Consider the following 24,065-nt stretch of genomic DNA (forward strand, 5'->3'; position numbering starts at 1 on the left):
GTCAACAAGCCATCATCGATCGCGGGGTATCAAGGCGTCAGCGGCCGCAATGCAGATCCAGCGGGCCGGCCACCGTCTCGGGGAGAACAGTGATGCAGCGCATGACGATCAGGGCCCTTCTTGCCACCGCGACCGCCGTTCTGGCGCTTGCCACCGCCACCACCGGGCCGGCGGCGGCGGGGGAACTGGTGCTCTATACCGCCTCGAACCCGGAAATCGAGAAGGATGTGATGGCGGCGTTCCAGGCGGCCCATCCGGACATCACGGTCAAGGCGGTCAACATGTCGACCGGCCCGATCACCGAGAAGGCGATCGCCGAAAAGGGCAATCCGCAGGCCGACGTGATCTGGATGGTCAATGATTTCGCCCTGGCGAAGCTGAAGCAGGACGGCGTGCTGGCCCCCTATACCCCGCGCGGCATGATCATCGACGATGCCTTCAAGGACACCGACGGCTTCTGGTACGGCCACAACGCCACGATCATGGCGATGGCGGTCAACACCCGCGTGCTGACGGAAAAGGGCCTGCCCGAGCCGACCGACTGGGTCGATCTGATTCGCCCCGACTATAAGGATCAGGTGACCGTGGCCGCGCCGACCAAATCCGGCACCGGCTTCACCATCTTCACCGCCATGGACGACATGTTCGGCTGGAACTTCATCGACAACCTGCATCAGAACGTCGTCCAGTACAATTCCAGCGGCAGCGCCGCCGCACGGCAGGTCAGCGCGGGTGAGAACGCCATCGGCCTCAGCTATGACACCGCCATTCTTCAGCAGGTGCAGGCCAACCCGGATGTGAAACTGGTGATCGGCCGGATGTCGCCGAACATCATCGAAGGCGCCGGTCTGGTCGCGGGCGGCCCCAACCCGCAGGACGGCCAGGTGTTCATGGACTGGCTGTTCGGTCGGGGCGGCATGACCGCGCTCGCCCCCCATGTCGGCATCGGCGCCGCACCCGGCTTCGGCAATGTGCCGCTGGATCAGGTGCATCTGTGGAAGACCCGCCGGCCGATCGACCAGGACGGGTTCAAGCAGGCCTGGGCCAAGCGCTACGAGAACTGATCGGGCCTTCTGCATCACCGGTCTTCCGCATCACCCGAACCGGACGGAGCCCCCTGATGGCCGTGCTCGATCTTCGTGGCATCACCCGCCGCTTCGGCGCCACCATGGCGCTGGACGGTGTGGACCTTACCGTGCCATCGGGCGGCTTCTGTTCCCTGATCGGCCCCAGCGGCTGCGGCAAGACCACGCTGCTGCGCATCGCCGCCGGTTTCGTCGCCGCCGATCGGGGCCAGGTGCTGCTGGATGGCCGCGACATCGCCGGTCTGCCGCCGCATCGTCGCGGGCTGGGTTTCGTGTTCCAGAGCTATGCCCTGTTCCCCACCAAGACCGTGGCCCAGAACATCGGCTTCGCGCTGATGCTGCGCGGCGACAGCCGCCGCGCCATCGACCGGCGGGTCGCCGATCTGGCGGCCATGGTCCGGCTGACCGGGCTGGAAGACCGGTTTCCGCATGAATTGTCGGGCGGCCAGCAGCAGCGGGTGGCGCTGGCACGGGCGCTGGCGCCGGAACCGCCGGTGCTGTTGCTGGATGAACCGCTCTCGGCGCTGGATGCCGGCATCCGGGTGCATCTGCGCGCCGAAATCCGCCGCATCGTCGACAGCCTGGGCATCACCACGGTCTATGTCACCCATGATCAGGAAGAGGCGCTGGCGATTTCCGACACCGTGGTGGTGATGCGCCACGGCCGTATCCTGCAATCGGGCACGCCCCAGGCGGTCTATCTGCGCCCGGCCCACAGCTTCGTCGCCGGCTTCGTCGGCACCGCCAATCTGCTGCCCTGCACGATCGATGCCGCCGGCGCGGCCGTCCGCGTCGGGCGCATGACCGTCGCGGTGGACGATATGACGGCGGCCCGTGGCGGCGCCGGTCTGCTGGTCTGGCGGCCGGAACACACCACACTGACGCCGATGGACCACGCGGTGCCGGGCGAGGGCCTTGCCGGCACGGTCGAGGCCAGTGCCTTTCTGGGGCCGGTGGTGCGGCTGACCCTGCGGATCGACGCCGGCGGCACGGTCACCGCCGATATCGCGACCCGCGCGTGGTCTATAGCGGGCGGCACCATGGCCGCGCGTGGCAGCCGGTTCCGGATCGGCATCGACCCGGCCTTCGCCCGCGTGCTGCCCGCCGACGACGCGTCGCCACCGCCGCCGGAGGCGCTGCCCCATCCGGTCGCGGCCGGCGGCATCACCGGCCGGATGCTCGCCGATGCATAAATCAGCGTCCGATCGCATCCTTCTGGTTGTAATGCTGGCCCTGGTGGTGCTGTTCATCGCCTGGCCGATCGGCAGCATGCTGATCCGCAGCGTTCAGGTGCCGGTGCCGCTGTCGACGGCCCGGCTGGCCGACATGACCCGTGCGGCGCTGGCGGCATTGCCCGACGACCGCGGCACCACCCTGCGGGCGCGCTGGGCGGCAGAGGCCGCGCCGCGCCCGCGGATGGAGGCGATCGCCGCCGCCTTCACGTTGAACGGGCTGGAGGTGCCCTGGGACCGGACGGCCGCCTTCGACCGCCAGATCCCGGCGGCGGAGCAGGCGCTGGCCGGGCTCGCCCCGGACCTGCGGGCGCGGGTGACCGGCGACCTGCCACTGGCGGTGGCCATGCTGCACAAGCGCGCGGTGCTGGTGCATCTGGCGGGCGAGGCCCTGGCGCCCGCCATGCGTGAGGCCCTGCGCAGCGGCCAGACCACCACCATCGGCATCGATCATTACAGCCGGGTCGCCCGCGAACACCGGCTGCGGGCCGCCGGGCTGAACGCGTTGCTGCTGGCCACCACCACGACCGTCATCACCACCATGCTCGCCTTTCTGGCGGCCTTCGGCATCAGCCGCGGGCTGGTGGTCGGCGCCGGCCTCGCCCGGTTCGGCCTGCTGGTGCCGCTGGTGTCGCCGCCGGTGGTGGTGGCGACGGCGGCGGTGCTGCTGTTCGGCCGCAATGGCGTGGTCACCCACGACCTGCTCGACCGCACGCTCGGCTGGACCGATGCCGCGCATGACAATCTCTATGGCCTGGGCGGGGTGCTGGTCGCCCAGGTGCTCAGCTTCCTGCCGGCGGCGTTCATCGTGTTCGACAACCTGTTCACCCGCCCCGACGGGCGGCTGGACGAGGCGGCGGCCAGCGCCGGGGCGTCGCCCTGGCAGCGCTTCCGCCATGTCACCCTGCCGATGGCGCAGCCCGGCATCGTGCGGGCGGCGACCCTGGTCTTCATCCTGTCGATGACCGATTTCGGCAACCCGATGGTGATCGGCCGCGATCTGCCGGTGCTGGCGGGCGTGTTGTATGACGAGATGATCGGCTTCCACAACACCGCCTTCGCCGCGGCGATCGCGGTCTGGCTGATCGTGCCGGCGCTGGCGATCGCGCTTGCCCTGAACCGGATCGGCGGCCGGCGGCGCTTCACATCAGGCTTCGGCGGCGGCGATGGCGGCGGCAACCGGCAGGCCGCGATGGCGCCGCCGCCGGCCTTGCGGCGCGGGTTCAGCCTGCTGGTCTGGTCGGTCATCGCCGCCACCGGCGTGATCTATGCCACCATCATCGCCGGCGCCTTCGTGAAGGTCTGGGGGCGCGACTGGGGGCTGACACCGCATCATTTCACGGCAGTGGAGGCGGTGCCCGGTTTCGTGTCGTCGGTGGTTGGGGTCACGCCGGTCTGGACCAGCCTTGTGGTCGCCGGCATCGCGGCGCCGCTGGGCGGCCTGCTGGCGGTGATCGCGGCCTATCTGGCCGAACGCCACCGCTCCACCCTCACCGAATGCATGGCGCTGATCATCCTGCTGCCGGCGATCCTGCCGGGGGTGGTGTTCGGCATCGGCTATCTCACCGCCTTCAACGCGCCGTTCGGGATCAGGGCGCTGTCGTTGAACGGCACCCATGCGGTGCTGGTGCTCAACATCCTGTTCGGCAACATGTTCGTGGGCGTGCTGGCGGGCCGCGCCCTGCTCAGGCGCATCGACCGGTCGATCGACGAGGCGGCGGCCGCCCTCGGCGCCAGCCCGGTGCAGCGCATCCGCCATGTCGTGCTGCCGGTGATGCGCCATGCGGCGATCCTGGGGGCGCTCTATGTCTTCGTCGACGGGTTGTCGACCGTCTCGGCCGTGGTCTTCCTGCAAGGGCCGGACATCGATCTGGCGGCGGTCGCCATCCTCAATGCCGCCGAGGGCACCTATTACGGAGCCGCCTGTGCGATGAGTGTCGCCATTCTGATCATCGTTTTCACCGTCATGGCCGCGATCCGGCTGGTGGAGCGCGGCCGCCTGCCCGCCAGGGCTGCCGGCACGAACCCCGCCGCCGCCATGGGTGCGGCATGACCGGGCCGGAGCCGGCCATGCTGGTCGCGCGCGATGCGGCGGCCTTCCTGCATCAGCGCGGCTCGACGCCGGTGGCGCGCGCCGTGGTGGCGGCCGAGGGGCCGTGGCTGACCGATGGCGATGGCCACCGGGTGCTGGATGGCCATGGCAATGGCTGCCACCATATCGGCTATCGCCATCCCCGGCTGGTCGATGCGCTGACCCGCCAGCTTGCCACGCTGCCCTTCGCGCCGCGCCGCTTCACCAATGCGCCGGCGGTGGCGCTGGCCGAACGGCTGGCGGGCCTGTGGCCATACGGGCCGGCGCGGGTGCTGTTCGCGCCCAGCGGCAGCGACGCGATCGAAATCGCGCTGAAGCTTGCCTATGTCGCCACCGGCCGCCAGGGCAGCATCGCCTTTGCCGGTGCCTGGCATGGCGCGGGGCTGGGGGCGCTGTCGGTCGGCGGCCGGTTCGCCGAGGCGGCGCCGATGCCGCGCCTGTCCGGCTGCCGCCATGTGCCGGCCTATTGGCCCGCCGACGGGCTGAGCGATGCCGATGCGGCGGCGCGGGTGTCGTATCAGGCACTGGTCGCGGCCTTCGCCAGCGCCCCGCCGCCGGCGGCGCTGCTGGCCGAACCGGTGCATTCGGCGCCCGGCCTGCCGCCGCCCTGGTTCTGGCCGGCGGTGGCGCGGCTGGCGCGCGACCATGGCAGCCTGCTGATCTTCGATGAAATCCCGACAGGTCTTGGCAAGACCGGCCGCTGGTTCGCGTCGCAGCATTTCGATGTGACGCCCGATATCACCGTGCTTGGCAAGGCGCTGGGCGGGGCGGTGATGCCGCTGGCGGCGGTGATCGCGCGCGAGGATCTGGACCGCGCCGGCCATCTGGCGATCGGCCATGTGACGCATGAGAAGAACCCGATGCTGGCCACGGCCGGTCTGGCCACGCTCGACGTGCTGGCCGATGGCGATCTGGTGGCGCGAGCGGCGGAACTGGGCGCGCGGCTGGCGGCCGGGCTCGACCGGCTGGCGGCGGCGGGGGGCGCTTTGCGCGGTGCGCGGGTGGCGGGGCTGCTGGCGGCGCTGTGGCTGCGGGCCGATCAGGATCCGCTGGCGGTGGAACGGCGCTGCTATGCGCTGGGGCTGAACCTCACCGCCGACCGCGCCGGGCGGCTGTCGCTGTCGCTGCCGCTGATCGTGACCGCGTCGGATATCGACCGGGTGGTGGCGGTTCTGGCCCAGGCGCTGCCGGCTGTGGAACCCGTGGCGCTGCCGGTTATGGAACCCGTGGCGCTGCCGGTTATGGAACCCGTGGCGCTGCCGGTTATGGAACCCGTGGCGCGGCCTGGCGATTGACCGCACACCGGCGCCAGCGCCTTAAAGCCACATGGAGTGCCACCATGCCAAGCCCCTCCCATCCCCGCGGCGGCTTCACCGATGCCGAACGCGCGCGCCGCATCCGCGACCACATGCAGCAATTGTGGCGCGACGAGGGCGCCATCCCCGGCCGGGAAGAAGACTATCGCGGCCGGGCCGCCGAGCTGGTCGCGATCGAGGAAAACCAGTCGCTCGCCACCATCCGGCCCGGATCGGAGACCGACCGCATCCGCAACGATCCGGTCGAACCGCTGGAGGCGGTGGAAAATCAGGGCGATTTCCCCACCATGACCGACCAGGGCAACCGCCGCACCAGCCCCCGCCCGGTCCCGCCAGAGGATGATGCCGGGCGGTGATGCCGCCGCCGGGTGCAGATACCGGGCGACCAGCCAGGGGATGACGGCGACGCCACCGGCGCCTGCCTCCCGCGTCATGGAGCCTTCGGACCCTTGAAGTTTTAGAATGCTAGCATATTATATGCTGACATACATAAAGCTGACGCCAGATAGAGGAAAGAGGGCCAATGCCAGGATTGTATTACGACGAGATGAAACTGGGCGCGACGTTCCGTCACGATATAAGACGAACCGTGACAGAAGCGGATCACGTGTTCTTCTCGGCGCTCACACACAATCCCGCCCGTCTTCATCTGGATGAAGACTATTGCAGAACCCAGACCGAGTTTGGCGCGCGGCTGGTGAACTCGGCATTTACCCTTGGCCTCATGGTGGGTATTTCAGTGGGGGACACGACGCTTGGCACCGCCATTGCCAATCTTGGCTGGGATGAGGTGCGCTTTCCCAAGCCCGTGTTCCACGGAGATACGCTTCGGGTCGAGACGGAGATCATCGGGCTCCGCGACAGCCGTTCGCGACCGGATGCCGGTATCGTGACCTTCCTGCATCGCGCCTATAACCAGCACGGAGATCTGGTGGCGAGCTGCAAGCGATCGGGGCTTCAGCTCAAACGACCTGAGGCGGACAAAGGAAACGTGCGGGCGGCATCATGACGCTCCGCTCGTGGTTGTTCGTGCCCGCCGATAGTGAACGCAAGCTCGCCAGATCCGACGACAGCGCTGCCGACGCCTTGATCCTGGATCTGGAAGACGCCGTGGCGCCCGGCCGCAAGGCGGTCGCCCGGGATCTGCTGCGGGATTTCCTGACGGCGCGGCCGCGCGCCGGGCGCCACCGGCAGCTCTGGGTCCGGATCAACCCCCTCGATGACGCCGCCCTCGCCGATCTGACCGCGGTCATGGCCGGCGCGCCGGACGGGGTGGTCGTCCCCAAGGTCAATGGCCCGGCAGACGTCGTCCGGCTCTCGCACTGGCTGGATGCCTTCGAGGCGGCCGCGGGCCTGCCGGCCGGGTCGACACCGATCCTGCCGGTCGCGACCGAGACGCCGGCGGCGCCCTTTGCCCTTGGCGACTATGCCCGCCAGCCGCTTCCCCGGCTCGCCGGTCTGACCTGGGGGGCCGAGGATCTGAGCACCGCGCTTGGCGCCTCGACCAATCTCGACCCCGCCGGCGGCTGGGCCTTCACCTATCGCATGGCGCGCAGTGCCACGCTTCTGGCCGCCAGGGCGGCGGGGGTGATGGCGATCGAGACCCTCTATACCGATTTCCGCGACCCGGACGGTCTGCTCGCGAGCTGCCGTGCGGCGGCGGCGGAAGGCTTCGACGGCCGCATCGCCATCCATCCATCCCAGGTGCCGGTGATCAATGCCGGGTTCGCGCCCACGGATGACGCCGTCGACCATGCCCGTCGTATTGTCGAGGCCTTCGCCGTGTCTCCCGGTCTGGGCACCGTCGGGCTCGACGGCCGCATGCTCGACATTCCGCATCTGCGTCAGGCCGAACGGGTGCTGGCCCGCCACGAGGCCATCATCCGGCGCGCCGCCGACGAGCGTTCGGGCCTCGGTTCCAAGTGAGGATGGCATTCATGGACAAGATCATCATCAGCTGCGCGGTCACCGGCTCGATCCACACCCCCAGCATGTCGCCCCACCTGCCGGTGACGGCGCACGAGATCGCCGATCAGGCGGTGGCGGCCGCCGAGGCCGGGGCGGCGGTTCTGCACCTGCATGCCCGCAACCCCGCCGACGGCCGGCCGTCACAGGATCCGGCGCTGTTCGCGGCCTTCCTGCCCGCCATCCGCGACCGCTGCGATGCCATCATCAACATCACCACCGGTGGCGGGCTGGGCATGAGCCTGGACGAGCGGCTGGCGCCGGCGAAATGGGCGGCACCGGAAATCGCCTCGCTCAACATGGGGTCGCTGAATTTCGATATTTCAGGCGCCGCCGCGCGTGTCCCGGCCTTCCGCCACGACTGGGAGCGGCCCTATCTGGAGATGACCCGCGACTTCATCCTGTCGAACACCTTCGCCCAGATCGAACGCGGCCTGCGCGATCTGGGCGCGCTCGGCACCCGGTTCGAATATGAGTGCTATGACGTCGGCCATCTCTACAATCTGGCCCATTTCGTCGATCGGGGCCTGGTGAAGCCGCCCTTCTTCGTTCAGGCGATCTTCGGCATTCTGGGCGGCATCGGCGCCGATCATGCCAATCTGATGCACATGAAATCCACCGCCGATCGCCTGTTCGGGGCCGATTACCGCCTGTCGGTGCTGGCCGCCGGCCGCCACCAGATGCCGTTCGTCACCATGGGCGCGATCCTGGGCGCGAATGTCCGGGTCGGGCTGGAGGACAGCCTCTATATCTCGAAGGGCCGGCTCGCCACATCGAATGCCGAGCAGGTGGCGAAGATCCGTCGCATCCTCGACGAACTGTCGCTGGAGGTGGCGACCCCAGACGAGGCCCGGGCGATGCTGCGGACCAAGGGCGCCGGCGGCGTCGCCTTCTAAGTCCGGAACCTCAGACATGCCACGAATGCTTGCCCCCGGTGGGTTGCCCGACCATCTGCCACGGGGCGGGCTGGTCTGGGTGCAGGGATGTTCGGCCTGGTCATCGGCGGTGGAGGCGGCGATCGCCTCGGCCGGCGACCGGCTTGCCGGCACCACCTTCACCGGCATCTTCGTCCCCGGCCTCAACCCCGCCGCCCGCCTGCTCGGCGGCGGGCGGCGGCTGCACGGCTTCTTCACCACGCCGGACCTTGAGGCGGCAGGTCCGGCGGCCAGGTTTCTGCCGCTCTGCTATGGCGCCGTGTCGGATCATCTGCGGCGGCTGACGATCGATGCCGCCTGTTTCATGGTCGCGCCGCCCGATGATCACGGCATCTGCAGTTTCGGGCCGGTCTGCGATTTTCTGCCGGATCTCTGGGCACGGATTCCCATCCGGATCGGGGTGATCAACCCCCGCCTGCCGCGCAGCCATGGCACCGCCGGCATTCCGCTTTCAGACCTCACGCTGGCGATCGAGGACGATCAGGAGCTTCCCGTCGCCAGCCCCGGCGGCGACGACGCCACCCGCGCGATCGCCCGCCGGCTGGCCGGTCTGGTGCCCGACGGCGCCACCCTTCAGGTCGGCCTTGGCCGCACGCCCGAAGGGGCGCTCGCCGGGCTTCGCGGCCATCGCGGGCTCGCCATCCATTCGGGGCTGATCGGCGACGCGGTGGTCGATCTGCTGGAGGCGGGCGCCCTGCGGCCGGGCGTGTCGGTCACCGCCGGCGTGGCGATCGGCACGCGCCGGCTCTATGACCTGACGGGCGATCCCGCCATCCGGTTCCGGCCGGTGTCATACACCCATGCGCCGGCCGTGCTGGCCGGGATCGAGGGGCTGGTGACCGTCAACGCCGTCAACGAGGTCGATCTGTTCGGGCAGGGATATGCCGAGATGCGTGTGGGCGGCTTCATCTCGGGGCCGGGCGGGGCGGTGGATTTCGCCCAGGGTGCCGGGGCCGGTGGCGGATTGCGCGTGGTCGTGCTGCCGGCGACGGCGGCCGGCGGCGGCATCAGCCGGATCGTGCCGCCGGGGGCCGGGCAGGGGCCGGTCTCGCTCGGGCGTTTCGACATCGACGTGGTGGTGACGGATCACGGCATCGCGGATCTGCGCGGGCTCACCCATGATCGCCGCGCCGAGGCCCTGATCGCCGCCGCCGCGCCGGCTTTCCGGCCGGCACTGGCGACGGGGTGGGAGGATTGGCGTCGCCACGCCCTGCCCATCGTCCGAGATGGTGCCAGCCCCGGGTGATCAGCCCCCAGGAGCCGGCGGGCAGCGCGTACATGAACACCACCACGAAGACGCCGAAGACCACCCCGGTCGCCGCGGTCGACACCTGGGTTGCCAGATTGGGGGCGAGAACGATGAAGGCGGCGCCCAATACCGCGCCGGGCACCGTTCCGACGCCGCCGACGACCAGCCCGACCAGCAGGAAGACCGACAGGTAGATCGGGAAGCTCTCTGGCGCCACGAATTCGATGGCAAGCGCGCTGACACCGCCGGCAAGCCCGGTCAACAGGGCGCTGATCCCGAAGGTGAGGCATTTGTAGACATGCAGATCGATCCCCATGGCCTCGGCGGCCAGCGGGTTGTCGCGGATGGCGGTCAGCGCCCGGCCGATCCGGCCGGAGAGCAGGTTGTGTGTGGTCACGAACGCGATCACGGCGACCGCGAGGGCGATGTGATAGATCCAGCGGTCGGCATCCAGCGGCAGCCAGCCCGGCACCTCGGGACGGGTGACATAGAGGCCGGCCACGCCGCCGGTCCAGTCTGCCAGCGCGTCATGCTTCAGCAATTGGGGGATGGCTATGGCAAGGGCGAAGGTGGCGAGCGCCAGATAGTGACCCTCCAGGCGCAGGGCCGGCAGGCCCAGGGCCAGACCCGCCAGGAAGGCCAGGGCGGCGGCGGCGGGCACGGCCGACCACCAGGACCAGCCACCATGAACCATCAGGATCGCCGTGCCATAGGCGCCGATGGCATAGAAGGCGCCATGGCCGAGGGAGATCTGACCGCTATAGCCGGTGAGCAGATTGAGCCCCAGGATCGCGACCGCGTAGATCAGGATCTGGGTTGCCTGAAAGACCTGGAAGCCGCTCAGGCACCAGGGCAGCAGCAGGCCCGCGAGGACCGCGGCGGCGAGCAGGCGGAACGAGGCGGTGGATGCGGGCATCGTGATGATTTTCCCAAGGAATGATGCGGCCGGGGAGGGCGGCCCGAAAGACGCGACGCGGCGACAGGTGACTCGGGGGCGTTGAGACCGGCCGGGCGTCAGACCCGTTTGACGCCCGGCCGTCCGAACAGCCCGTTCGGACGGATGACCAGCACGGTGACGACGACCGCCAGGGCGAAGCTCAGCTTCAGGTCGTTGCCGATCACATAGGTGCCGGCCAGATTTTCGAGCACGCCGAACAGCAGGCCGCCCGCGACCGCGCCGGCGGGGCTGTTCAGCCCGCCGAGCATGGCCGCCGCGAAGGCATAGAGCAGCACGCTCATCATCATGCCCGGTTCAAGATAGGTGACCGGGGCGATGAGCAGTCCCGCGACGGTGCCAAGGATGCCGGCGAGCCCCCAGCCGAGGGCGAGCATGCGCTCCACCCTGATGCCGATCAGCCGGGCCGATGCGGGATTGCGGGCCGCGGCCCGCATGGCGAGACCGAGTAATGTGAAGCGGAAGAAGACGAACAACACCCCCAGAAGGGCGAACGACACCAGGATGACGAACAGGTCATGCGCCCCGATCAGGGCGCTGCCCGTGGACATGCCGCCCACGGGGCTGGGGAATTCCTTGATCGTGTACCCCCAGATCCAGCCCGCGCTGGCATTGAAGGCCAGCAGCAGGCCCACGAACACCACGACCAGCGCCAGATGCGGCGCGTTGCGGAAACGTCGGATCACCAGCCTGTCGACCGCGACGCCGAAGACGAAGGCGGCCACCATGGTGATCGGGAACACGGCCCAATAGGGCAGTCCGATCGCGAGCAGCGTCCAGGCGACATAGGTGCCGAGCAGGGCCATTTCGCCCTGGGCGAAATTGATGTGGCCGGTCGTGTTGAAGATCATCACCAGGGCAAGGGCCAGCGCCGCATAGATGGCGCCGTTCGAAATGCCCGCGAGCGTCTGCTGGAGGAAGAGGTCCATGGGCAGGGTATCCTTCAGTTCCCCAGATAGGCACGGCGGATGCCATCATCGTTCCGCAGCATCGCGGCCGGTCCCGACAGGGCCACGCGGCCGTTTTCGAGCAGCACCGCGGTATCGGCGAGGCCGAGCGCCAGGGCGGCGTTCTGCTCGACCAGCAGGATCGCGATACCGTCCTCGGCGTTGATCCGGCGCATGATCGTGAAGATCTCGGCGACCACCAGCGGGGCCAGGCCGAACGAGGGCTCGTCGAGCAGCAGCAGCCGCGGGGCGCCCATGAGGGCGCGCGAAATGGCCAGCATCTGCTGTTCGCCACCGCTGAGCGTGCCGGCCATCTGCCGGCGACGCTCGGCCAGACGCGGGAAATAGCCGAAGACGCGGTCGAGATCGCGGGCGATCCCGGGCGCATCCCGCCTTGTCCACGCGCCGAGGCGGAGGTTCTCGTCGACGCTGAGGTCGATGAAGGTGCCGCGACCGTCCGGAACATGGCCGATCCCGCGACGGACCCGGTCCTCGGTCGCGAGCCGGTCGACCCTTGCCCCGCTCAGAACAATGTCTCCCGTGGTCCGGATCGTTCCGCAGATCGCCCGCAATGTGGTGGTCTTGCCGGCGCCGTTGGCGCCGATGATCGTGGTGATGCCACCGGCCGTGACGGTCAGGTCGATGCCGAACAGCGCCTGGGTGCCGCCATAGAAGGCTTGCAGGTTCTTGACGTCGAGAAGGATGGTCATCAGCCGCCCATCCCCAGATAGGTGCGGATCACCTCGGGATCCTGTGCGATCTCGGAGGGCAGACCCTCGGCGACCTTGCGGCCGAAATTCATCGCGACCACCTTGTCGGATACCGACATGACCAGGTTCATGTGATGTTCGACCAGCAGGATGGCCGTCCCCAACCGGTCGCGGATGGCGCGGATCTGGTCCTTCAGCACCTCGACCTCTTCATGGTTGAGGCCGGCCGCCGGTTCGTCCAGCAGCAGCAGATGCGGCCTGGACATCAGCGCGCGCGCGAGTTCCACCCGTTTGCGGACCGGGAAGGGCAGGTCCGCCACCCGGCGATTGTCGAGGCCGGCGAGTCCCATGAACGCGATCATCTCGGAGGCGCGGTCATGGAGCTCCGCTTCTTCCCGCGCCACCCGGCCAAGGCGCAGCGTGTGCGCAAGAAAGCCCGCGCGGCCCAGCACATGGCCGCCGACCAGGATGTTGTCGCGCACGTCGAGATGATCGAACAGCGACACGTTCTGGAAGGTGCGGCCGATGCCGGCCCCGGCGATGCGGTGACGCCGCAGGCCCGACAGCGGTTTCCCCCGGAACAGGATATCGCCGGCATTGGGCCGGCACAGCCGGCTCAGGCAGTTGAACACTGTGGTCTTGCCGGCGCCGTTGGGGCCGATCAGCCCCAGGATCCGGCCGGCCTCGGCGGTGAAGCCGACGGAATCCAGCGCCAGGATGCCGCCGAACCTGACGACCAGATCGCGGATATCGAGAATGACCGTGGGGGTGGCGGCGGGGGCGGGGTGTGTGGCGGGGGCATGCGGCAAGGCCGGTCCTCCATGCGTCACGCGCCGTGCGTCATGCGCCGACGGCGCTGATGTCCATAGGCCGAGCGCCGGCGGCGCGGCGCGCGCGGGCGCCGTGGTGTCAGCGTGCCGTCGAGGAGATCGGCGCGCCGAAGCTCTGCCAGCGTTCGCCGTCGAAGCGGATCATCTGGAAGGTCTTGATGGGGTCCAGATCCTGTGGCGTCACCGTATAGCGCACGCCATCGATGTACATGCCGGGCTGGACGTCGATGTCGCGGGCGATGTCCCGGATGTTCGTGCGGGTCAGGTCGTCGCCGGCACGCCGCAGAATCTCGACCAGAACCTCGTTGGTCGCATAGGCGAGCACATTTGACAGGCTCGCGACCTCCCCCGACGGGAACCAGGTCTTCATGAAGTCGAGATAGCGCGCCATGTCCGCGTCATCCTTCCAGCGCGGATCGTCGGGATGTTTGGCGATCGCGGTGCTGATCACACCCTCCGCGTTGTCGAGGCCAGCGGGCTTGAGCACATAGTCGATGCTCGTCGACGCCCAGCCGAGATACACCGTGGGATGCCATTGAAGGTCGCCGATCTTGCGGATGGCCTGCGCCGCATGCTTGGCCAGGGCCGCGACGATCACGACGTCGACGCCGCGCGCCTTCAGGTTCAGGATCTGCGTGTCGACGGTCGGATAGGCCAGGTCGAAGGTCTCGATCGCGACGATATGGTCGTCCGCCGTGTCGCCGAAGCCCTCGCGCAGGCCCGCGACATAATCCTTGCCGTAATCATCGGCCTGCTGAAGCAGGCCCACCTTGGCGTCGGGCATGGTCTCAAGGATGTGGCGGGCGAAGATCACCGCCTCGGTCCGGTTCTGCGGCAGGCCGGTGGTGACCCAGGGGTTCTCGGCCGGCACCAGCCATTTCGACGCGCCGGAATTGATCAGCACCTGTGGCACCTTCCTGGCCGCCAGATAGGGCCGCACGGCCGTGTTCGCCGAGGTGCCGAGGGCGTTGTACAGGAACAGGACGTTGTCCTGCTCGACCAGCTTGCGGGTCTGTTCGATCGTCCGTGGTGGCGAGAAGCCGTCATCCTCGCACAGTAGTGTCAGCGCGCGGCCGTTGACGCCGCCATCATGGTTCACCTTCGCGAAGAAGGCCTGGGTCGCGGCGCAGGCGATCCCATAGGCCGAGGCGGGCCCGCTGAGCGGCACCGTCATGCCGATCAGGATCTCGTCGTCGTCTGCCCCGGGGCTGTGGGACGCCGCCGAACCCGCCGCCGGGCCGAACCCGATGCACGACATGACCGCCATGGCCGCCAATGGCGCCAATCTTCTCTTCATCTGCCTTGGTCCTCCCCGTTGGTGCTCGCGGGCACGGTCTGCGCCGCATTAAGTACGCAAGCTTATCGTTTTTAACAGTATGATATGCATGAGACCAGCGCAACGGCCGAGTGCACTTTTATTTGCTTGCATATGATATGCTATATAATTATCCATGAACCGAAGCCGGAAAGCGGCACGGCCCGCCACAGCCAGGGAGGATATGATGGCGCCATCACCCATCGCCCGATCACAGCCGCCATCCCGGCCGCCCCTGTCGGGGGAGATCGTCGCCAGCCCCTGGCATCATGCGCGGGAGCGGCCGGACCGGCCGGCGGTGATTGTGGCGGATACCGGCGAGATCCTGAGCTATGGCGACATGACCCGCCGGGCGAACCGGCTCGCCAATCTGTTTGTGGGGCTGGGGTTGAATCCGGGCGATTGCGTGGCCTTCTGCCTTGAGAACCACGTCCGCTATTGCGAGCTGGTCTGGGCGGCGAAGGCGGCCGGCCTCTATTACGTCTGCATCGCCCGGCAATCGGGTGTCGACGATCTGCGCTATGTGCTGACCAATTGCGGCGCCCGGGTGTTCATCGCCTCGGCCGCCGTCGCGGACACGGCCGCCGCCGCCATCCAGGGGATTTCCGGGCTGCGCGCGTTCATGATCGATGGTCAGGCGCCGGGCTTCGCGTCATATGAGGCCGCCGTCGCGGGGCAGGATGATCAGCCGGTTGAGGGCCGGCCGCGCGGCGCGTCGATGCTCTATTCGTCCGGCACCACCGGGCGGCCGAAGGGCATACGGCATCCGCTCCAGCAGGTGTCGCCCCATGTCGCGCCGCCGCGCCATCGGCAGATGGTCGAGACCTACGGCTTTGGCGAGGACATGGTCTTCCTCAATCCGGGGCCGCTCTACCATACCGGTCCGCTCAGGTTCATGATGCATGCCCAGCGCGCCGGCGGCACCGTCATCGTGTTCCGAAAGTTCGATGCCGGGGCGGTGCTTCAGACGATCGGCCGCCATCAGGTCACCCATGGCCTGTTCGTTCCCACCATGTTCGTGCGCATGCTGGCCCTGCCCGACGCGGTGAGGGCGGCGGCGGTGCTGGACAGCCTGCGCGTGGTGATCCATCTGGCGGCGCCGATCTCCATCGCGACCAAGCGGCGGATGATCGACTGGTTCGGGCCGATCCTCCACGAGATGTATGGCGGGACGGAATCGGTTGGAACCACCGTCATTACCTCGTCCGAATGGCTCACCCATCCGGGGTCGGTGGGCCGGCCATCGGCGGGGACGGAGCTGCACATCGTCGACGACCAGGGCGAGGAATGCCCGGTCGGGACGCCGGGCCTGATCTACATGTCGAGTGGCAAGGGCTTCGAGTATCACGGCGAGGCGGCGAAGACCGCCGCCAGCCGTCATCCGAGGGGATGGCACACCCTGGGGGATGTGGGCTATGTCGACGGCGAGGGTTATCTCTATCTCACCGACCGGCAGTCGAACCTGATCATCTCGGGCGGGGTCAACATCTACCCGCGCGAGGTCGAGATGGTGCTGGCCGATCATCCGGCGGTGGCCGATGTCGCCGTGCTGGGCGTGCCCGATCCGGATTTCGGCGAGGCGGTCAGGGCGGTGGTCGTGTGCCGTCTTCCGGCCGTCGGCGGCGAAGACCTTGCGCGCGCGCTGGTGGCCTTCTGTCGTGAGCGGCTCAATCCGGTGAAATGTCCGCGCGTGATCGACTTCGTGGATGCCCTGCCGCGCAGCGAGGCCGGCAAGATCCTCCGCGCCGAGCTGCGCCGCCGGTACTGGCCGGAGGGCGCCGGGCTGGTCGTGTGAGGCTTGGCGCGGTTATATAGTAATCTTATGTATCATATACAAATGAACCGCTATCCTGGCGGTCCGTCTGACGGGAGTGTCATATGCATCTGGCGAAGGTGAGGGACCACCGCTTCGCGCCGGTCGAGCATCGGTTCGATTTCAGGGACACGATCCTCTATGCCCTGGGCCTTGGTTTCGGCGCCGATCCTCTCGACCCGGCCGAGCTGCCCTTCGTCTATGAGGATGGGCTGAAGGCGGTTCCGTCGATCTGCGTCATCCTGGCCCATCCGGGCTTCTGGGCGAAACGGCCGGAATTCGGGATCGACTGGGTGCGCATTCTGCACGGCGAGCAGAGCTTCCAGATCCACAAGCCGATCCCCGTCGCGGGCGTCGTGCATGGCGATTATAAGATCGAGGCGGTCGAGGACAAGGGGGCGGGCAAGGGCGCCCTTCTCCATCAGGTCAAGCACCTGCGCGACGGGGCTGGTGATCTGGTCGCCACCGTCCGCAGCGTGCTGTTCCTGCGCGGCGATGGCGGATCGGGCGGCTTCGGCACACCGCCCGCCGCGCCGGCGCCCCTGCCCGACGGCACGCCCGACGCGGTGGTCGACCTTTCGACCCTGCCGCAACAGGCGCTGATCTATCGGCTGAGCGGTGACTACAACCCCATCCATGTCGATCCGGCCCCGGCACGCGCCGCCGGCTTCGACCGCCCGATCCTGCATGGATTGTGCACCATGGGCATTGCCACGCGGGCATTGCTGCGGGCGCGGGCCGGCAATGATCCCGCCCGTCTGACCGCGATGGCCGTCCGGTTCAGCAAGCCGGTCTTCCCCGGCGAGACCATCATCACCGAAATCTTCGACCAGGACGACGGCGGGGTGCGCTTCCGCTGCCGGTCGAAGGAACGCGACGTCGTGGTTCTGGATCGCGGTCATGCCGCGATCACGGGCTGACGACATGCCTCTGGCCTTCCTTCCCCCTCTCAAGGACATGACAGAATGACCGACAACACGCTTCTCGCGGGCAAGGTCGTGCTCGTGACCGGTGCCGGCGGCGGCATCGGATCATACATCGCCAAACTCGCGGCCAGCCGCGGCGCCAAGGTGGTCGTGAACGATCTGGGCGGCTCCCCCAGCGGCGACGGCAACGATACCGGGCCGGCGCGCATCGTGGCGGGCGAGATCAATGCCGCCGGCGGCGAGGCCGTCGCCGACACCGGCAACATTGCCGACTGGGACGACGCGCAGGCCATGGTGCAGCGGGCGGTCGACAGCTTCGGCCGGATCGACGTGGTGGTGAACAATGCCGGCATTCTGCGCGACCGCATCTTCCACAAGATGACCAAGGACGACTGGGACATCGTCGCCCGGGTCGACCTCGACGGCTATTTCTATGTCTCGCGGGCGGCCGCATCCTTCTTCAAGGAACAGCAGAGCGGCTGCTATGTCCACATGACCTCGACCAGCGGTCTGATCGGCAATATCGGTCAGGCGAATTACGGCGCCGCCAAGCTGGGCGTCGCCGGCCTGTCGAAGATCATCGCCCTCGACATGCAGCGCTTCAACGTGCGGTCCAACTGCATCGCGCCCTTCGCCTTCACCCGCATGGTGGGCACCATTCCGCAGAACGACGAACGCAACCGCAAGCGGCTGGAGGTGGTCCGCCGGATGACCCCCGACAAGATCGCGCCGCTGGCCGTGGCGCTGATGTCTGATGCGGCCGCCGATATCAACGGTCAGATCTTCGGCGCGCGCAATAACGAGCTGATGCTGTTCAGTCAGCCGCGCCCGATCCGCACGGTTCAGGTGTCCGAAGGCTGGACGCCCGAGACGACGATCGAAACGGCGCTGCCGGCGCTGCGCGGCAGCATGGTGTCTGTCGACACCTCGCCCGACGTGTTCCGCTGGGATCCGATCTGACGAAAGGGATCTATGCCCATGAGCCCGATCACCGAAGCCCCGGGCTTGTCGTCGTCGCTGGACGACGGCGTGCTCCGTATCACCTTCGATCGTCCGGGTGCCCGCAACGCGATCTCCCGCGAGATGACGGTGCCGCTCACCCGGATCCTCGTCGCCGCGCGCGCGGATGACCGGGTGCGCTGCATCGTCTTCGGCGGCGCGGGCGGGGTGTTTTCGGCCGGCGGCGACGTGGCGGGCTTCCGCCGCGCGCTCGCCGAGCCGGTGGCCGAACGGCAGGCCGGGTTCCGGGCCCGGCTGGATGACGCGGCGGCGATGGTGGAGGCGCTGCTCCAGGTCGACCGGCCGGTGGTGGCGGCCCTGCGTGGCCCGGTGGCCGGGGCGGGGCTCGCCTTCGTGCTGGCGGCCGATCTGGTCGTCGCCGACGAGACGGCGCGGCTCATCTTCGCCCATCGCGCCATCGGGCTGACACCTGATGGCGGCGTCACCTGGCTGCTGCCGCGTGTCGTTGGCTGGCGGGTCGCCCGGCGCCTGGCCCTGACGGCGGCGACAGTGGCGGCGCCAGAGGCGCTGGCTCTGGGGCTGGTCGACCGGATCGTGCCGGGTGCCGCCTTCGATGACGAGGTGGCGGCCGCGGCGGCCGGCTTCGCCCGCGCACCGCGTGACGCCATCGCCCGTACCAGACGGCTGCTGGATGCGGCGATGGATGCGACGCTTTCAGCGCAGCTTGCCCGGGAACGCGATGCGATCGCAGACAGCGTCGCCACCGCGGATTTCGAGGAAGGTGTTTCGGCCTTCCTCGAAAAACGGCCGGCCCGCTTCCCGTCGGCCCGGTGACTGCGGCGGCCGGCGGGGCTCAATCGACCCCGCCGGCCTCCGGATCGATCAACTGGCGCAGATTCTCCTTCATCTGCGCCAGAACCGCCTCGGCGGTGGCGATGTCGTCGGGGGAGATGCCCTTCAGGATGCTGATGTTCAGTTGCCGGCCGATCGAGGTCATGGCCTCCAGGATCTCATAGCCGCGCTCCGTGATGATCACCCGCTTGGCGCGGCGATCCCGGCCGTCGGGCAGACGCTTGACGAAGCCGCCCGCTTCCAGCCGGTCGATCAGGCCGCCGACGGTGACCTTGCCGACATCCAGGATCCGCGCGAGATCGGTCTGCAGCATGCCGTCCTGGCCATGCGAGAGACTGCGCGAGAGCTGGGCCATCACCCACCATTGCGAGCGGGTGATGCCGAGCGGCTTCATCTCCGCGTCGAACAGGGTCCGTCGCATCCGCGAGACGTCGTGCACATAGAAACCGATCCTGAATTCATGCGGCCCCACCAGGCCCGGGGGCGGTGGGGCGACGGTTTCGGACGGGGCCTGCGGCTGTGCCTGCTTACGCTTCATTCGTGACTCCGGGATGGAAGACAAGGCCACGCCCCGCGCTGTGCCCATTGTCACCGGGGAGTCCGAGGCCATGCATATCGATCACAAGCTTACCACATCAGCGGCGATCGCCACATCCCGCCGGCCGGCAAGTTGGCGATCGCCGGACGACGAAGCATGAGGTCAAAGCTGAAGCCCGCCATCCACCGCCAGGCTCTGTCCCGTGATATAGCCGGCCGCGTCCGAGAGCAGGAAGGCCGCCGCCGCGGCGACGTCCCGGGGCGTGCCCATGCGGCCCAGCGGCGTGCCGGCCAGAAGCCGGTCGAGCTTGGCGGGCGTGAACTGCGCCGCCACCACGCGGCGACCCATGCCGCCGTCGATCCAGCCCGGGCCGACACAATTGGCGCGGATACCGTTGCGGCCCTCTTCCTTGGCGATGCCCCGGAACAGCGTCTCGATCGCGGATTTCGGTGCCGCCGACAGGATGTCGGCCTTGGGCACGCGCGCCACGGCGGCGGTGGTGATCGCCACCATTGCCGAGGATGGCTGACGGCGCAGATGCGGCAGGGTGGCCGCCACCAGATGGAAGGCGCCCTTCACGTCGACATCGATCACATGCGACCATTCGGCCGGGGCGAGCGCCGAAATCGGCTTGAGGCTGAGATTGGGGCCAGCGGCATAGACCACGGCATCGATACGGCCGAGGATATCGGCCACATGATCGGCGAAGGCGGCGACGGCCGCGGCATCCTCCAGCGGGACGGCGCGGTAGACATGGCGGGCACCGGCCGCGGCCAGTTCGGCGGCAAGCGTTTCGGCGCCGTCGTGGTTGCGGCCATAGGTGAAGGCGACGTCGAAGCCATCGGCCGCAAGGGCCGTACAGACGGCATGGCCGATGCCACCCGTGCCGCCGGCGACGAGCACGGATTTCCGGTGTGAAGGCGTCATGGGGCGATCCTGTTGACGGAAAGGAAGGGCGTGCCCGGCAATGGGTGGGCGTGCCCGGCAATGGGTGGCGGGTTCAGGGGCGGCGGGATGCCAGCCGCGCCCGGACGGCGGCGATGCTCTCGCGGTATTCCGGACCCATGACCAGGCTGCTGACGGCCAGTCGCTCGACATTGCGGCCCTGCGCGCGATCGAGATCCGTGGCGAGTTCGATCGCGAGCTTGCCGGCGGCGACCGCTTCGGCGGGAAGGGTGGCGAGATGCCTGCAGAAGCGCATCGCCGCCTCGTCCAGCCGGTCGTCGTCGTGGACGTCATGGACGAGGCCGGCGGCGAGCGCCTGATCCGCATCCATCTGCATGTTGGCGATCACCAGCCAGCGCGCCCAGTGCGGCCCGACGATGCGGGTGAGGCGACTGATGCCGCCCGATCCCGGCAGGCCGCCCAGGGCGATCTCGGGCAGGCCATAACGCGCGGCACGGCCGGCGATCCGGAAGTCGCAGGCGAGCGACAATTCAAGCCCGCCGCCCAGGCAGGGGCCCTGATGGATCACGACGACCGGCTTTTCCACCGCCTCGATCATGTCGAACAGCGGATGCAGGCTGCCGCGGCCGCCCCGATACCAGCGCCGGAACGCGGCCGGGCCGGCGAGATCGGGATCGGGAAACAACGGGCTGTCGAGATCGGCGCCGGCCGAGAAAAATCGGCCCTCGGATCTGATCGCCATGACCCGCGATGCCGGGTCGGCCGCGAAGCACTCGACGGCGCGGAACAGGCCGTCGGCGATGGTGAGATCGATGGCATTGTGTTTTGCCGGGCGACGGATGGTGACGGTCATGACGCCGTCGGACAGATCCGTGGCAACCGTGTCTTCAGCCATGGAGAGCCTCCGTTGGCGGCGGGATCAGCGGGCGGTGACGCCGCCATCGACCGGCAGGGCCACGCCGGTCACGAAGGATGCCGCGTCCGAGGCGAGCCACAGGGCCGCCTCGGCGATTTCCTCAGGCCGCCCCAGTCGGCCCATGGGAATGGAGGCGAGCAGCCGGGCGCCGATCTCCCGGCCGCGCTCGCCTTCGGTCAGCGCGCGGAGCATGGGCGAGTCGACCGGTCCCGGGCAGATCGCGTTGACGCGGATGCCGTCGGGCGCATAGCGGATCGCGAGGGATTTCGCGAGGCCGACCAGGGCGGATTTGGCGGCCGAATACAGCGGGTTCTGGATCGACCCCACCAGACCGGCGACCGAGGAGGTGAGCAGAATGGCGCCGCCGCCGGCCGCCCGCATCAGCGGCACCGCCTCGCCGCAGGTCACGACCGTGGCGGTCAGATTGATGGCCATCATCGTGTCGTAACCGGCAAGGTCGAGGGACTCGAAGGCGGGACCGTTGATGCCGGCATGGTTCCAAAGCACGTTCAGCCCGCCGAGCGATCCGGCGGCCTCGGCCACCAGGCCACGGACCCGCGCCGGATCGGACAGATCGCGCTGGATGGCCACGGCGTGGCCGCCCTGATCGCATATCCCGGCCGCGAGGGCCTCGACGCCGGGGCCGTCGATATCGACCAGGGCGAGCCGGGCGCCTTCGCGGGCGAAGGCCAGCGCGCCGGCGCGGCCCATCCCCGACGCGGCCCCGGTGATCAGCACCTGTCGGCCCTGCATCTGCATTCGCCCCCGCATCCGGCTGTCCTCCCGGTTGTTTGCTACAATAGCTTATAGTAAGCTTGCATATCTAAAATACGATAACAATAGACAGATGGAACAACCACCATCCGAGGGGGAGGATCTTCATGCGCGTGAGTGGCCCACCGATCGACCGGACAGCGGTGGCGTGGATCGCCGATCTGCCGGCGCGCTTCGCCGCCGACACGCCGGACAAGCCGGCCATCGTCTTCGATGGCCGCGAGACCAGCTTTCGCGCGCTCGAAGACGGCAGCCGGCGGCTGGCCGCCCGATGGCAGGCGGAGGGGTTCGAGCCGGGGACCGTCATCGCCTATTTCGGCCGGAACAGCGACCTGTTCTATCAGGCCCTGTTCGCCTGCGCGCGTGGCGGTTTCGTGCTGGCGAGCCTCAACTGGCGCTATGCGGTGGCCGAGCTTGCCTATGTGCTCGACGACGCGCGGCCCGCGCTTCTGATCCATGATCCGGATTTCGCTGATCTGGTGGCGAAGGCGCTCGACGGCCAGGCATCGCGGCCGGCCCTGCTGCCGACCACGGCCGAAGCCGGGTCAAGCCTGGCGGCGGCGCTGCACGGCCCGGCGGGACGTCTGGTCGAGGCGCCCCGGCACTATGACGACCCGCTGCTGCGGATCTATACCAGCGGCACGACCGGGCGGCCCAAGGGGGTACTGTTCAAACATGGCGCGGTCAGCGCCTTCCAGTCGGCCTATGACGCCTCGCCGCAATGGGATGACTGGCGGCGCGACGATACAGGCCTGTCGGCCATGCCCAATTTCCACATGGCCGGCATCGGCTTCATGATGATGGGGCTCGCGGTCGGCGCCACGATGATCCACACCGCCGATCCGTCGCCGGCCAGCCTGATCGCCCTGTGTAACCGCCACGCCGTGACACGGATATTCATGGTGCCGACCGTGATCCGGATGGTGCTCGACGACATTCGTCGGACCGGCGCGCCGGCCCCAAGGCTCGCCGGGCTCTATTACGGAGCCTCGCCTGTCGGCTCCACCCTGTTGAACGAGGGGATTGCCGCCTTCGGCTGCGGCTTCACCCAGTTCTATGGCATGACCGAGGCCTGTTCGACCCATGCGCTGGGGCCGGCGGAGCACGATCCGGCACGGCCGCATCTGATGCGCTCGGTCGGTCGTCCGCTCGCGGGGGTCGCCTGCGAGATCCGGCGGCCGGATGGCGCCGTCTGCCCGCCGGGCGAGCATGGTGAGATCTGGATCCGCAGCGACATGCTCATGGCCGGTTATGCCAACCGGCCCGAGGACACGGCGGAGGCGATCGTGGATGGCTGGTTCCGGACCGGCGATGGCGGCTATGTCGACGCGGACGGCTATCTGTATCTGACCGACCGGCTGAAGGACATGATCATCACCGGCGGCGAGAACGTCTATCCGATCGAGGTGGAGGACGTGATCATCGATCATCCGTCGGTCGCGGCGGTTGCCGTGGTGGGTGTGCCGGATCCGGTCTGGGGGGAACGGGTGACGGCGGTGGTGGAGCCGGCCGGCGGCGGGGCCGGCCCCGATCTCGACCAGCTTCGAGACTTCGCCCGCCACCGGCTGGCCGGCTATAAATGCCCGCGCGCCGTGGTGGTGGTCGAGGCTCTGCCCCGCACGGCATCGGGCAAGATCCAGCGGGCCACGGTCCGCGATATGCTAAGATCCCGCGCATGACGGCCTGAGCCTGCCGGCAGCCAAGGCGCCTGCGTCAGACGACGCCGCCCCATCGCCACCGGTCTGGTGG

At 68.6% G+C, this 24,065-nt stretch carries 22 protein-coding genes and 1 pseudogene; 14 read left to right on the plus strand and 9 right to left on the minus strand.

The window, feature by feature from the left end:
* The first annotated feature begins 92 nt into the window (after positions 1–92).
* From WG924_RS11395 to WG924_RS11435, 9 genes and pseudogenes are all read left to right on the plus strand, one after another.
* Complete coding sequence (locus tag WG924_RS11395; RefSeq protein WP_345933145.1) at positions 93–1,064, plus strand: extracellular solute-binding protein; 972 nt, start codon at positions 93–95, stop codon at positions 1,062–1,064.
* Positions 1,065–1,120: 56 nt separating this feature from the next.
* A complete protein-coding gene (locus WG924_RS11400; RefSeq protein ID WP_345933146.1) occupies positions 1,121–2,278 on the plus strand; it encodes an ABC transporter ATP-binding protein in 1,158 nt (385 codons plus the stop codon).
* Positions 2,271–4,370, plus strand: a complete 2,100-nt coding sequence (locus WG924_RS11405; protein WP_345933147.1) for an ABC transporter permease — start codon at positions 2,271–2,273, stop codon at positions 4,368–4,370. The genes WG924_RS11400 and WG924_RS11405 overlap by 8 nt, the downstream gene beginning before the upstream one ends.
* A 17-nt stretch (positions 4,371–4,387) precedes the next feature.
* Positions 4,388–5,704, plus strand: coding sequence for an aminotransferase class III-fold pyridoxal phosphate-dependent enzyme (locus WG924_RS11410; protein ID WP_345933148.1), 1,317 nt, complete (start codon positions 4,388–4,390; stop codon positions 5,702–5,704).
* Positions 5,705–5,748: 44 nt separating this feature from the next.
* Positions 5,749–6,081 (plus strand): DUF2934 domain-containing protein, encoded by a 333-nt coding sequence (locus tag WG924_RS11415; RefSeq protein WP_345933149.1) that lies wholly within the window; start codon positions 5,749–5,751, stop codon positions 6,079–6,081.
* A 167-nt stretch (positions 6,082–6,248) separates the two neighbouring features.
* A complete protein-coding gene (locus tag WG924_RS11420; protein ID WP_345933150.1) occupies positions 6,249–6,734 on the plus strand; it encodes a MaoC family dehydratase in 486 nt (161 codons plus the stop codon).
* A complete protein-coding gene (locus WG924_RS11425; protein WP_345933151.1) occupies positions 6,731–7,651 on the plus strand; it encodes an HpcH/HpaI aldolase/citrate lyase family protein in 921 nt (306 codons plus the stop codon). The genes WG924_RS11420 and WG924_RS11425 overlap by 4 nt, the downstream gene beginning before the upstream one ends.
* An 11-nt stretch (positions 7,652–7,662) precedes the next feature.
* Positions 7,663–8,586, plus strand: coding sequence for a 3,5-dioxohexanoate:acetyl-CoA acetone transferase (gene kce / locus WG924_RS11430; protein ID WP_345933152.1), 924 nt, complete (start codon positions 7,663–7,665; stop codon positions 8,584–8,586).
* A 343-nt stretch (positions 8,587–8,929) separates the two neighbouring features.
* Positions 8,930–9,745 (plus strand): annotated as a pseudogene (locus WG924_RS11435) (acetyl-CoA hydrolase/transferase C-terminal domain-containing protein); the annotation flags it as partial.
* Here WG924_RS11435 and WG924_RS11440 read toward each other — a convergent pair.
* The 5 genes from WG924_RS11440 to WG924_RS11460 form a co-directional block, all read right to left on the minus strand.
* Positions 9,738–10,790, minus strand: a complete 1,053-nt coding sequence (locus WG924_RS11440; protein WP_345933153.1) for a branched-chain amino acid ABC transporter permease — start codon at positions 10,788–10,790, stop codon at positions 9,738–9,740. The pseudogene WG924_RS11435 and the gene WG924_RS11440 overlap by 8 nt on opposite strands.
* Before the next feature lie 98 nt (positions 10,791–10,888).
* Positions 10,889–11,758, minus strand: a complete 870-nt coding sequence (locus WG924_RS11445) for a branched-chain amino acid ABC transporter permease (protein WP_345933154.1) — start codon at positions 11,756–11,758, stop codon at positions 10,889–10,891.
* A gap of 14 nt (positions 11,759–11,772) precedes the next feature.
* Positions 11,773–12,486, minus strand: a complete 714-nt coding sequence (locus tag WG924_RS11450) for an ABC transporter ATP-binding protein (RefSeq protein ID WP_345933155.1) — start codon at positions 12,484–12,486, stop codon at positions 11,773–11,775.
* Positions 12,486–13,295, minus strand: a complete 810-nt coding sequence (locus WG924_RS11455) for an ABC transporter ATP-binding protein (RefSeq protein ID WP_345933156.1) — start codon at positions 13,293–13,295, stop codon at positions 12,486–12,488. Before WG924_RS11455 ends, WG924_RS11450 begins: the two co-directional genes overlap by 1 nt.
* A 100-nt stretch (positions 13,296–13,395) precedes the next feature.
* Positions 13,396–14,613, minus strand: coding sequence for an ABC transporter substrate-binding protein (locus WG924_RS11460; protein ID WP_345933157.1), 1,218 nt, complete (start codon positions 14,611–14,613; stop codon positions 13,396–13,398).
* Between the two features lie 205 nt (positions 14,614–14,818).
* Between WG924_RS11460 and WG924_RS11465 the strand changes: the two genes are divergently transcribed.
* The 4 genes from WG924_RS11465 (at position 14,819) to WG924_RS11480 (ending at position 19,164) form a co-directional block, all read left to right on the plus strand.
* On the plus strand, positions 14,819–16,426 hold the full coding sequence (locus WG924_RS11465; RefSeq protein WP_345933159.1) for an AMP-binding protein: 1,608 nt from the start codon (positions 14,819–14,821) through the stop codon (positions 16,424–16,426).
* An 83-nt stretch (positions 16,427–16,509) separates the two neighbouring features.
* Positions 16,510–17,364, plus strand: a complete 855-nt coding sequence (locus WG924_RS11470) for a MaoC/PaaZ C-terminal domain-containing protein (protein ID WP_345933160.1) — start codon at positions 16,510–16,512, stop codon at positions 17,362–17,364.
* Between the two features lie 45 nt (positions 17,365–17,409).
* Entirely contained in the window at positions 17,410–18,330 is a 921-nt protein-coding gene (locus WG924_RS11475) for an SDR family NAD(P)-dependent oxidoreductase (protein ID WP_345933161.1), read from the plus strand.
* Between the two features lie 18 nt (positions 18,331–18,348).
* Positions 18,349–19,164, plus strand: a complete 816-nt coding sequence (locus WG924_RS11480) for an enoyl-CoA hydratase/isomerase family protein (protein ID WP_345933162.1) — start codon at positions 18,349–18,351, stop codon at positions 19,162–19,164.
* A gap of 19 nt (positions 19,165–19,183) precedes the next feature.
* Here WG924_RS11480 and WG924_RS11485 read toward each other — a convergent pair whose 3' ends face one another.
* The 4 genes from WG924_RS11485 to WG924_RS11500 all read right to left on the minus strand — a co-directional run bounded on the left by WG924_RS11485 (position 19,184) and on the right by WG924_RS11500 (position 22,301).
* Positions 19,184–19,720, minus strand: coding sequence for a MarR family winged helix-turn-helix transcriptional regulator (locus tag WG924_RS11485; RefSeq protein ID WP_345933163.1), 537 nt, complete (start codon positions 19,718–19,720; stop codon positions 19,184–19,186).
* 162 nt (positions 19,721–19,882) lie between these two features.
* Positions 19,883–20,647 carry an SDR family NAD(P)-dependent oxidoreductase gene (locus WG924_RS11490; RefSeq protein WP_345933164.1) on the minus strand — a complete coding sequence of 255 codons (765 nt, stop codon included), beginning with the start codon at positions 20,645–20,647 and terminating at the stop codon, positions 19,883–19,885.
* Between the two features lie 73 nt (positions 20,648–20,720).
* Positions 20,721–21,521: an enoyl-CoA hydratase/isomerase family protein gene (locus WG924_RS11495; protein WP_345933165.1), complete on the minus strand. Its 801-nt coding sequence runs from the start codon at positions 21,519–21,521 to the stop codon at positions 20,721–20,723.
* Between the two features lie 24 nt (positions 21,522–21,545).
* A complete protein-coding gene (locus WG924_RS11500; RefSeq protein ID WP_345933166.1) occupies positions 21,546–22,301 on the minus strand; it encodes an SDR family NAD(P)-dependent oxidoreductase in 756 nt (251 codons plus the stop codon).
* Positions 22,302–22,423: 122 nt separating this feature from the next.
* Between WG924_RS11500 and WG924_RS11505 the strand changes: the two genes are divergently transcribed.
* A complete protein-coding gene (locus tag WG924_RS11505) occupies positions 22,424–23,995 on the plus strand; it encodes a class I adenylate-forming enzyme family protein (protein WP_345933167.1) in 1,572 nt (523 codons plus the stop codon).
* The last annotated feature ends 70 nt before the right edge of the window (positions 23,996–24,065 follow it).

This window comes from Tistrella arctica (assembly GCF_039630945.1).
Taxonomy (GTDB): Bacteria; Pseudomonadota; Alphaproteobacteria; order Tistrellales; family Tistrellaceae; genus Tistrella; species Tistrella bauzanensis.

What these genes read in the sequence shown, in the direction of transcription:
- WG924_RS11425 (WP_345933151.1), top strand. Translation starts at nt 6,731, where the DNA reads ATGACGCTCCGCTCGTGGTTGTTCGTGCCCGCCGATAGTGAACGCAAG.
- WG924_RS11505 (WP_345933167.1), top strand. Translation starts at nt 22,424, where the DNA reads ATGCGCGTGAGTGGCCCACCGATCGACCGGACAGCGGTGGCGTGGATC.
- WG924_RS11395 (WP_345933145.1), top strand. Translation starts at nt 93, where the DNA reads ATGCAGCGCATGACGATCAGGGCCCTTCTTGCCACCGCGACCGCCGTT.
- WG924_RS11445 (WP_345933154.1), bottom strand. Translation starts at nt 11,758, where the DNA reads ATGGACCTCTTCCTCCAGCAGACGCTCGCGGGCATTTCGAACGGCGCC.
- WG924_RS11420 (WP_345933150.1), top strand. Translation starts at nt 6,249, where the DNA reads ATGCCAGGATTGTATTACGACGAGATGAAACTGGGCGCGACGTTCCGT.
- WG924_RS11450 (WP_345933155.1), bottom strand. Translation starts at nt 12,486, where the DNA reads ATGACCATCCTTCTCGACGTCAAGAACCTGCAAGCCTTCTATGGCGGC.
- WG924_RS11470 (WP_345933160.1), top strand. Translation starts at nt 16,510, where the DNA reads ATGCATCTGGCGAAGGTGAGGGACCACCGCTTCGCGCCGGTCGAGCAT.
- WG924_RS11485 (WP_345933163.1), bottom strand. Translation starts at nt 19,720, where the DNA reads ATGAAGCGTAAGCAGGCACAGCCGCAGGCCCCGTCCGAAACCGTCGCC.
- kce (WP_345933152.1), top strand. Translation starts at nt 7,663, where the DNA reads ATGGACAAGATCATCATCAGCTGCGCGGTCACCGGCTCGATCCACACC.
- WG924_RS11475 (WP_345933161.1), top strand. Translation starts at nt 17,410, where the DNA reads ATGACCGACAACACGCTTCTCGCGGGCAAGGTCGTGCTCGTGACCGGT.
- WG924_RS11490 (WP_345933164.1), bottom strand. Translation starts at nt 20,647, where the DNA reads ATGACGCCTTCACACCGGAAATCCGTGCTCGTCGCCGGCGGCACGGGT.
- WG924_RS11415 (WP_345933149.1), top strand. Translation starts at nt 5,749, where the DNA reads ATGCCAAGCCCCTCCCATCCCCGCGGCGGCTTCACCGATGCCGAACGC.
- WG924_RS11500 (WP_345933166.1), bottom strand. Translation starts at nt 22,301, where the DNA reads ATGCAGATGCAGGGCCGACAGGTGCTGATCACCGGGGCCGCGTCGGGG.
- WG924_RS11440 (WP_345933153.1), bottom strand. Translation starts at nt 10,790, where the DNA reads ATGCCCGCATCCACCGCCTCGTTCCGCCTGCTCGCCGCCGCGGTCCTC.
- WG924_RS11410 (WP_345933148.1), top strand. Translation starts at nt 4,388, where the DNA reads ATGCTGGTCGCGCGCGATGCGGCGGCCTTCCTGCATCAGCGCGGCTCG.
- WG924_RS11495 (WP_345933165.1), bottom strand. Translation starts at nt 21,521, where the DNA reads ATGGCTGAAGACACGGTTGCCACGGATCTGTCCGACGGCGTCATGACC.
- WG924_RS11465 (WP_345933159.1), top strand. Translation starts at nt 14,819, where the DNA reads ATGGCGCCATCACCCATCGCCCGATCACAGCCGCCATCCCGGCCGCCC.
- WG924_RS11480 (WP_345933162.1), top strand. Translation starts at nt 18,349, where the DNA reads ATGAGCCCGATCACCGAAGCCCCGGGCTTGTCGTCGTCGCTGGACGAC.
- WG924_RS11460 (WP_345933157.1), bottom strand. Translation starts at nt 14,613, where the DNA reads ATGAAGAGAAGATTGGCGCCATTGGCGGCCATGGCGGTCATGTCGTGC.
- WG924_RS11405 (WP_345933147.1), top strand. Translation starts at nt 2,271, where the DNA reads ATGCATAAATCAGCGTCCGATCGCATCCTTCTGGTTGTAATGCTGGCC.
- WG924_RS11400 (WP_345933146.1), top strand. Translation starts at nt 1,121, where the DNA reads ATGGCCGTGCTCGATCTTCGTGGCATCACCCGCCGCTTCGGCGCCACC.